8 protein-coding genes are annotated in these 9,682 nt (G+C 39.8%); 1 reads left to right on the top strand and 7 read right to left on the bottom strand.

Annotation, left to right across the window (positions count from 1 at the left end; genetic code table 11):
• Positions 1-82: 82 nt before the first annotated feature.
• The 5 genes from ccpA to BABA_RS22980 all read right to left on the bottom strand — a co-directional run bounded on the left by ccpA (position 83) and on the right by BABA_RS22980 (position 4,018).
• Entirely contained in the window at positions 83-1,081 is a 999-nt protein-coding gene (gene ccpA / locus BABA_RS23000) for a catabolite control protein A (RefSeq protein WP_007087659.1), read from the bottom strand.
• Between the two features lie 234 nt (positions 1,082-1,315).
• Positions 1,316-2,392 (bottom strand): bifunctional 3-deoxy-7-phosphoheptulonate synthase/chorismate mutase, encoded by a 1,077-nt coding sequence (locus BABA_RS22995; RefSeq protein ID WP_007087658.1) that lies wholly within the window; start codon positions 2,390-2,392, stop codon positions 1,316-1,318.
• A 307-nt stretch (positions 2,393-2,699) separates the two neighbouring features.
• Positions 2,700-3,032, bottom strand: coding sequence for a bacillithiol system redox-active protein YtxJ (gene ytxJ, locus BABA_RS22990; protein WP_007087657.1), 333 nt, complete (start codon positions 3,030-3,032; stop codon positions 2,700-2,702).
• 66 nt (positions 3,033-3,098) lie between these two features.
• Positions 3,099-3,539: a YtxH domain-containing protein gene (locus BABA_RS26185; RefSeq protein WP_007087656.1), complete on the bottom strand. Its 441-nt coding sequence runs from the start codon at positions 3,537-3,539 to the stop codon at positions 3,099-3,101.
• Between the two features lie 17 nt (positions 3,540-3,556).
• Positions 3,557-4,018, bottom strand: coding sequence for a DUF948 domain-containing protein (locus tag BABA_RS22980; protein WP_007087655.1), 462 nt, complete (start codon positions 4,016-4,018; stop codon positions 3,557-3,559).
• Positions 4,019-4,237: 219 nt separating this feature from the next.
• On the opposite strand from BABA_RS22980, the gene BABA_RS22975 reads away from it, so the two are divergent.
• Positions 4,238-5,353 carry an aminopeptidase gene (locus tag BABA_RS22975; protein ID WP_007087654.1) on the top strand — a complete coding sequence of 372 codons (1,116 nt, stop codon included), beginning with the start codon at positions 4,238-4,240 and terminating at the stop codon, positions 5,351-5,353.
• A 123-nt stretch (positions 5,354-5,476) separates the two neighbouring features.
• Here BABA_RS22975 and murC read toward each other — a convergent pair whose 3' ends face one another.
• Together murC and BABA_RS22965 are read right to left on the bottom strand one after the other, a co-directional pair.
• A complete protein-coding gene (gene murC, locus BABA_RS22970) occupies positions 5,477-6,775 on the bottom strand; it encodes a UDP-N-acetylmuramate--L-alanine ligase (RefSeq protein ID WP_007087653.1) in 1,299 nt (432 codons plus the stop codon).
• Between the two features lie 251 nt (positions 6,776-7,026).
• Positions 7,027-9,414, bottom strand: coding sequence for a DNA translocase FtsK (locus tag BABA_RS22965; protein WP_007087652.1), 2,388 nt, complete (start codon positions 9,412-9,414; stop codon positions 7,027-7,029).
• Positions 9,415-9,682 lie beyond the last annotated feature (268 nt).

Here is a 9,682-nt window from a genome sequence, read left to right as displayed (position 1 = left end):
CGCCTCCGGCTCTTCGTGTTTCCTTTATCTCAGTTGGAGCGCTCCAGGCCATACGCCGCTGACCAGGGCGCTTCCGCTTTTCTTATTTTGTTGATTGACGGTGTTCAATCCGATGTGGGAGAACAACGATATGTTCATCAGTCTTTTCCTTATTCATTAACTTGGTTAAGAGCCGCATGGCAACTGCCCCCATGTCATATAGAGGCTGGACAATTGTTGTAAGCTGTGGACGTACCATAAGTGACAGTCTTGTATTGTCTGAGGTGATGATCTCAAAGTCTTCGGGAATCTTAAAGCCTTTGTCCTCGGCACCATGAACGACTCCCAGGGCCATTTCATCGGAGCCTACCAAAATCGCTGTTGGTCTCTCACTACCCTCTATTAATTTTTCGATAGCTTCAATACCGGAGTCGTATGTATAATCTCCTTCAACGATAAGCTCTTCATTATATGGCAGACCCGACTCCTGAAGTGCTCTTTGATACCCTTTTAGTTTTTTCTGAGCATTTTTAGGCTCATGAAGCGGTCCAACGACAAAGGCAATATGTTTATGACCCTTTTCAATGAATTCTTTGACAGAATCATAAACGGCTTCCTCATAATCGATATTTACCGAAGGAATTTGATTTGATTCTTCAATAGAGCCAGCTAGAACAATCGGCACCGGTGATTTTTCAAATTCCGCCACATGATCAGCGCTAATATTTCCACCCATAAACACAAGCCCATCCACTTGTTTACCGAGCATGGTATTAAGCAAATGTAATTCCTTCTCTTTATTTTGGTCGGAATTACTTAAAATGATATTGTACTTATACATGGTGGCAATATCTTCAATTCCGCGCGCTAATTCAGCGAAGAAGATATTGGAGATATCGGGAATGATGACACCCACTGTGGTTGTTTTCTTACTAGCCAAGCCTCTTGCTACTGCATTTGGACGGTAGCCTAATCGTTCAATAACCTCTAATACCTTTTTACGGGTTACCGGTTTTACATTTGGATTTCCATTAACTACACGGGAAACGGTTGCCATTGATACATTTGCTTCCCTTGCCACATCATAAATAGTGATATTCACGTATAACACTCTCCTAAAACGTACATTGTTTTCTTTATTTTACATCAGCATGAGTAAACTTAGTCATTTTTGTTAATGTATGTGAGAACATAAACAATCTTAATGATGTTTTAATGATACGACAAGAATAGTAAAGCCGCAATTGCATTTGTCAATTATTTTTTAAAAATATCCTTTTTCCACTAAAAAACCTTCTGCAACGGCTGCAGAAGGTTTTTTAGAAAAACAGTTAATTTAAAGCTTAACAAAGTTTGATGCAAGCAATTCACTATAGAAATGATCAAATTGATCAAGATTCATTTGCTGCTGCGCATCAGATAGGGCGACTGCTGGATCTGGATGAACTTCGGCCATTACTCCGTCTGCACCGATGGCAATCGCAGCCTTCGCACATGGGAGCAGCAGATCTCTTCTGCCAGTGGAGTGCGTTACATCTACCATAACTGGCAAGTGTGTTTCTTGTTTTAAAATTGGAACGGCTGAAATATCAAGTGTATTTCTTGTCGCACGTTCATAGGTTCTAATTCCGCGCTCACAAAGAATAATTTGTCCGTTTCCTTGTGCCATAATATATTCTGCAGCATTAATAAATTCTTCTATCGTTGCTGAAATCCCTCTTTTTAACAAAACCGGCTTTTTCACCGCACCGGCAGCTTTTAACAGTTCAAAGTTCTGCATATTACGGGCGCCGATTTGAATGACGTCAATGTAATCGCAAGCCATTTCAATATCAGCCGGGTTCACAATTTCACTGATGACAGCCATATCAAACTCATCTGCCACACGTTTTAAAATTTTTAGTCCCTCTACACCTAGCCCTTGGAAATCATATGGAGAGGTTCTTGGCTTATAAGCACCGCCGCGAAGGAGCTTTAAGCCTTTTTCCTTCATTGCTTTTGCCACTGTTGCTACCTGCTCATACGACTCAACGGCACAAGGGCCAAAGACAAAGTGCTGCTTTCCATCGCCAATCGTTTCGCCTTTTAGGTTAACAATCGTATTTTCAGGCTTTTTCTTTCTCGAGACAAGCAATGCTTTTTCATGGTCATCTTTTTGTAAATCTAATCCTGCTTTAAATATTTCTTTGAAAAGATGATCAATGGTTGAATTTTCAAATGGCCCATCATTATGCTCTTTAATCACTTCAAGCATTTTTCTTTCACGGACCGGGTCATAACGGTATACCCCTTGATTTCCTTTAACCTGTCCAATCTCTTGAACAACCTGTGCTCTCTCGTTAATCAGCTTCAACAATTCCAAGTTCAGTTCATCTACACGCGTTCTCAATTGATCCAATTCGTTATTTGCCATTATTGATCCCCGTCCTTCCTACCCGCAAATCATTAAATCCGGAAATGTTAAGTAGTATTTTCCGCCATTAACGAATGATTTACAAGCTCTTAGTGTTAAATTTCAAAAATTTTTAATAATTAGGCTTTATTATAGCTGAAATGGTTTCCTTTGTCATCTCTTTTTTCTTTATTGATTAAACGCTTTTAAGCACTAAAGTAAATGGTATAATAGAGTATTTTATGTTAGAGAATCTCAATATGTTCTTTTAAAAAAGTCTTTCAATAAATAAAAGGATGAACGATTCATCCTCTTTGCCATTCAATGGTTATTGCTTCTCAGCGCCGGCATTTCCCAAAGACCGACTGGTAATTTTCCAGTGTGATGCGTTCCATTCTACTTTTCCATTTGCAAAAAGAAAGGCTTGCGGTGATTCGTGCTTAATCTGAAATCTTTCTGCAACTTCATTTGATAATGGTCGTGAATCCTGAACAGCTAAATAAAGGGTCAGCATATCCTGATTTTCATTAGCAAATTTCTCGTATTCCTTATAAGCAGCATGACTGATTGGACATGTTAAACTATGCTTCAAGAGATAAAATTTACTTTCATTTGTGAGCAATTGATCAAACTGTTCAATGGATTCAATTTTTTCAAGCATTCGTCATTCCTCCAAATAGTAAACGGTGAAGACATTTTATCACTTCACCGTTTTTATCACAAATAATTAAATTTTAACCTTGCTTTCTTCTTCATCAAACGCTTTTTGTGCTTCCTCTAATTTTTTTCTTATCTCACTGCTGTCTACCGATTTGATTTCAATTGATTTTTTAGCAGGAGGATTTTCTTTTGGCGAGAGAATGGGAATATAGTTTATTTCCGATTCCTCTGCTTTTTCACTTGGGTTTACAGATTTTCCTTTTACTTTACTGATTATTCCTGAGGATTGCTGAACAAGCCCTTGGGATAGGGATGATGTTTTATCTTTAAGCGTTCCTGCTGAATCACTCAACGTAACCCTGAGCTCCTTTCCTGTCTTTGGAGCCAAGAGAAATGCCGCAGCGGCTCCTACTACTCCGCCGATTAATGCACCTAGTAAAAAGCTATTAGAAGACTCCTCATTGCGACCTTGATTTGTTTCTCGTGATTCATATTCTCTACTGGACATTTTAATAACCTCCTTAATTAGTGACCCCTTACCCTTTGTCTTTCTTCAGTGCGTACTTCAGCCATAGATTGTTTTCTTGCCTGCCACTTATCCTTTAATTCAAGAAAAATATTACTCCATTGAACAATTTGTGAGATTTTCTCCTTACTCTCTTCTACCTGCTGATCAACTGTATTGGTTATATTCTTTAGTGTTCCATTAAATTGGGAGACTGTTGTTCCCACATCCTTTACCGCTTCCACCACACTATTTAACCGTTCTGATTTTAGCTGAATATCATCAGCTAACGCATTGGTCTTATGTAAAAGTATCGTGGTTTCTGTTGTCACACCATCCAATTGTTTTTCTAACCCTGTCAATGTATTCGAAACGCTGGTAAGTGTAACTTGAAGTGATTTAAGCGTTTTTGCTAAGTAGATGACAAGCACAAAAAAAGCAATGGCTATCAATGCTACGCTTAAGTATAAAATAATTTCCATCCTGCACCTCCGTATTAACTATCATTATGTCCTTATGTATTACCCATCCATTACGGATATAAACCTCGTCATTATCTTATACTACTTCCCTATTTTTGTCTTGTTTTCCTGCCATTTGTTTAAAAAATTTTACCATCGCCTCACGTTGTCAGTTCAACTTTCTCTTCCCATTTCGGGTACAATAGAATTGTAGTTATTTATTTTGTTGGAGGCGTTAGTGTGAAGGATCCTCGTATTGAGAAACTGGCTAAAAATTTAATTAATTATTCGGTGCAGCTCCAAAAAGGCGAAAAAGTATTAATAGAAAACTTCGGATTGCAGCGTGAACTTGTTACTGCACTTGTGAAGGAGGCATACGCAGCAGGGGGATATCCCTTCGTTTTATTAAAAGATCACCAGGTCGACCGCTCTTTGCTATTCGGTGCACAGGAAGAGCAATTTAGTATGATGGCTGAATTTGAAGCGAATGTAATGAGTAAAATGGATGCATACATAGGCCTGCGCTCAGGTGATAACATCAATGAACACGCGGATGTTCCGGATGATAAAATGAAAATCCACGGGAATACAATCGGCAAAAAAGTTCACCGAGATATCCGTGTTCCAAAAACGAAATGGGTTGTGCTTCGATATCCAACCTCAAATATGGCGCAATTAGCCAAAATGAGTACAGAAGCATTTGAAAATTTCTACTTTGATGTATGTAACCTGGATTACAGCAAAATGGAGCAAGCCATGGACGGACTTGTTGAATTGATGAACCGGACAGACAACGTACGCATCACCGGTCCCGGAACAGACCTCAGCTTTTCGATTAAGGATATCCCGGCAATAAAATGTGCTGGACGATTAAATATTCCTGATGGTGAGGTTTACACCGCCCCTGTTCGTAACTCAGTTAACGGGGTGATAACATATAATACACCATCCCCATATCAAGGTTTTACGTTTGAAAATGTGAAGCTTACCTTTAAGGATGGAAAAATTGTTGAGGCAGTGTCGAACGACACGGATCGTATTAATAAAGTATTTGATACCGATGAAGGTGCCCGCTATGTTGGGGAATTTGCTATTGGGGTAAATCCATTTATCCTGAACCCTATGCAGGACATTTTGTTTGATGAAAAAATTGCCGGCAGCTTCCATTTCACTCCCGGACAATGTTATGATGATGCTTTTAATGATAACCATTCTAATATTCATTGGGATATGGTTAATATTCAACGCCCAGAATACGGCGGTGGGGAAATCTATTTTGATGATGTATTAATCCGAAAAGATGGATTATTTGTTTTACCGGAATTAGAAGTATTAAACCCCGATAATCTGAAATAAGTAAAAGGATGCCTGCGAGATGCCGGCATCCTTCTTTTTAAGAGATAAGGAAGTATAAATTTCGACTTTGAGAATTGTCTAGCCCCGGGCCATACGCCGCTGACCAAGGTGCTTGCGCTTTTCCTATAAAAGTTGTTTTTCATAGGATTCCTGGAATTTTTGAATATCACCGGCACCCATAAATATAATCACACTGTTGTCATATCCGTTTAATACGGAAGTGTTTTCTTCTGAAAGGATTTCAGCCCCATCAATTTTATCCTGTAAATCTTTAATGGTCAGCTTCCCATGATTTTCTCTTGCTGATCCAAAAATCTCACATAAATAGGCTTTATCTGCCTGCTGTAAGCTTTCAGCAAAATCATCTAAAAATGCTTGCGTCCGTGTGAAGGTATGCGGCTGGAATACCGCAACAATTTCCCTGTCAGGGTATTTCTGTTTAGCCGCTTCAATCGTAGCCTTAATTTCAGTCGGATGATGGGCATAATCATCGATTAAGATTTGTGAACCGATTCTTTTTTCAGAAAACCTTCTTTTTACACCTTGGAACGTTTGTAAATTTTCTTTCACCGTTTCTACATTAATTTCTTCGTAATGACATAAACCAATAACCGCGAGTGCATTCAATACACTATGGTCGCCGAAGGTTGGGACCCGAAATGTGTCATAGAAGGTATTACGGATAAAAACATCAAAGCTTGTTCCATCTGTTGTCTTCACAAGATTTTTAGCTTGATAATCGTTTTCCTCGCCAAATCCATAAAATAAAACCGGAACCTTTGCCTGAATCTTTTGCAGCTGCTCGTCATCGCCATAAGCAAAAATTCCCTTTTTCACTTGGACAGCCATCTCTTGGAAAGCGGAAAAGACGTCATCAATATTGGCAAAATAGTCGGGATGGTCAAAATCAATATTTGTCATGATGGCATAGTCTGGAAAATACGATAGGAAGTGTCTTCTGTATTCACATGCCTCAAAGACAAAATACTCCGCACCTTCTTCCCCTTTCCCTGTTCCATCACCGATTAAAAAGGAAGTGGGCTTTGCCCCTGCAATAGTGTGGGCCAAGAGGCCGGTTGTAGATGTTTTTCCGTGTGCGCCTGTAATCGCGATGCTAGTAAAATTTTGCATAAAGTCGCCTAAAAAGCGATGGTACCGAACTATAGGAAGGCCAAGCTTCATAGCCTCTTGAATTTCTTCATGGGTATCAGGAAATGCATTTCCTGCAATTATGGTCAATCCTGGCGTAATATTTTCCTTTTGGAAGGGAAGGATCGTGATCCCTGATTTTTCAAGGGCATCCTGGGTAAAAAAGTGCTTTTCGACATCGGAGCCTTGCACCTGAAATTTCATATCATGCAGAACTTGTGCAAGTGCACTCATTCCAGACCCCTTAATACCTACAAAATGGTAAATAGTCATAGAAGAACCTCCAACCAAACGTAATACTGTAAAACAGTATATGACATCTGTCTGTATTTGCTAATTGTCTTTTAGAATCTAAGAAACGTATCGATTAATTATTTCATGAATGAAAACCATTTAATTATTATACCATTGTTTTTTTATAAAAACTATTTGCGTTCTTACATTTTATATTGGCAAGTCTGTTCTCCAGTTTATTATTTGTTTCGGAAAACAAAGAATGCAACAGTTTACGAAAATGTACTAATCTAATCCTGCATAGTTTCCAGATCAGCTTCTGTTATTAAAACATCACGCGGCTTGCTGCCATTCGCACCGGTAATATAGCCGTTTTGTTCAAGCATATCCATTAATCTAGCGGCTCGGTTATAGCCAATTTTGAAGCGCCTTTGTAGGCTCGAAGTGGAAGCACCGCCTTGGTCAACAATATATTCACACGCCTCATAAAAAAGCTCATCTTCTTCTTCCGTTACTTGTGCCTTTTTAAGCAGTTCTTCCTGTTCAAACAAATACTCAGGCTCCCGCTGCTCTTTCACATGGGCAACGACAAGATCAATTTCCTCATCAGATACGAACGTACCCTGCAAGCGGACAGGTTTTGAGGAGCCATTTTCTAAAAATAGCATATCGCCCCGTCCAAGCAATTTCTCTGCACCGCTAATATCGATAATCGTGCGCGAATCCACTTGTGACGATACTGAAAAGGCGACACGTGTTGGGATATTGGCTTTGATTAATCCTGTTATAACATCCACTGATGGTCTTTGTGTCGCGACAATTAAATGAATACCACAGGCCCTGGCTTTCTGAGCAATCCGGCAAATCGCCTCTTCCACATCTGCTGGTGACATCATCATTAAATCGGCTAACTCATCAATAATAATCACAATAAATGGCAGCTTATCGGAATAGCGCTTATGCTTCATGGCCAGTTCATTAAACCGGTTGATGTCGCGGACACCGGTATGCGCAAACAGTTCATACCGTCTCTCCATTTCATCCACAGCCCATTTTAATGCTGCTGTTGCCGCCTTTACATCCGTGATCACGGGACTGACTAAGTGTGGAATTCGATTATAGGGTGCAAGCTCGACCATTTTTGGATCGATTAGTAACAGTTTTAAATCTTCCGGACGTGCTTTATACAACAGACTAATCAAAATGGAGTTAATACATACACTCTTTCCCGATCCGGTGGCCCCGGCAATTAGTCCGTGCGGCATTTTTTTCAAGTCGGTAACAATTGGTTTTCCGGCGATATCAAGACCAAGCACTGCCGTTAATGGTGAAGAAGACTCGTGAAAAACGCTGCTCCGGATAATCTCGTTTATTAACACCGGCCGTGATTTTTGATTTGGCACCTCTATCCCAATCGTATGCTTTCCGGGGATGGGGGCCTCAATTCGGATATCTCGTGCGGCAAGACTTAGCTTTATATCATCGCTTAAGTTGGTTATTTTGTTAACCTTTACGCCCGGCTCCGGTTGTACCTCAAAGCGGGTGACGGCTGGCCCCTGTGTCACATTAACTACACTGGCTCCGACATTAAAATTTTTCAAGGTTTGGTTTAACAGCTCTTCTTGCCCCTGTAACCACTCGTGATCCCTGACCTCTGTTACCGGCGGGTTTAACAAACTGGATTCAGGGAGTACATATACACCAGCTTCAAAGGTTTCTTCTTCGTTATTTACGATTGGTTTGATTACTTGCTTTTCGATTGGAATAAACTCAGCCGCTTTTGCTGACTGCTGTTCCAATTCCCTTTTTCTCTGTTGTTCTGACTGCTGTTCCAATTCCCTTTTTCTTTGTTGTTCTAACTGCAGTTCCAATTCCCTTTTCCTCTGTTGTTCTAACTGCAGTTCCAATTCCCTTTTTCTCTGTTGTTCTGACTGCAGTTCCAATTCCCTTTTCCTCTGTTGTTCTATCTGCAGTTCCATTTCCCTTTTTCTCTTTTGTTCTTCCCATTTTTGTTTGTCCTGCTTTAGCATCATCACATTGAAGGGTAAACGCGAACGTTTTGGAACTTCTTCGGGTTCAGGGTTTGGGACAGGTGCATCAACGTCCTCACTTGCAGCTGCCAATTCAGCTTCCGGATTTACAGACTCAGCTCCTGTTATCGTTTCTGCTTTTTCTTCAATTGGTTTTGTAAATGTAACTTCAATCCGTTCTTCCTCGACAATAATTGGTTGCACCGGCTGATTTTCAAACTCTTCTTGTAAAAAATGACTTAATTCATGCTCCACAATTACATCGGACTTTTTGGGTCTGTTAAATCCAAAAACTGGCGAAGGAATTTCCGTAGGACGAAACGCGCCCCCTGTTTTTGGTGAAATTTCTTTTATTGTTTTAGGTATTTCCTTTTTAACCACCGGTTCTTGCGGTTTTTCTACTTTTCTTCGTCTTTCAGAAACCTTCTCAGGTCTCCAAGGAAGGAAACTTTCCTGCTTTTCCTTTTGAAGCTTCTTTGACGGCAGTGGTGAAGGATTACCACCTTTAGGGTATTGATAAGAAATTCTCGTATCTAAATCTTTTAGACTATCATATTGACTTGGAGGCGAATGGGTATCCGGATAATGATTATGTATTGGGAAATCGTTATATTCCTCTACGTCATCTTTTTTAAACTTTTGTAACAAATCGTGAATCCAACTCAAAACTATCACTCTTTCTACTTCTTCTATCATTCTATTTTATACAGTAATGCTTATTTTTTCGAGATAATTCTTTAGAATGAGTCGAAATATATCCCAATTGGATATATCAGGAATGTATGAAAGAAAAAAGACCACCTTTTTATGTGATCCTCTTTCCCCTTATTTTATATCAGAATTTATATCATTCGACTTTGAGAAATGTCCAGCTCCAGCGCCCTAGCGGCTAGTACCCTTCGCTCTCCGCCCTACG

It is taken from the genome of Neobacillus bataviensis LMG 21833 (assembly GCF_000307875.1).
Classification (GTDB): domain Bacteria; phylum Bacillota; class Bacilli; order Bacillales; family Cytobacillaceae; genus Neobacillus; species Neobacillus bataviensis.
The sequence above is the reverse complement of the archived record's forward strand: the minus strand, read 5'-3'. Positions and strand labels throughout refer to the sequence as shown.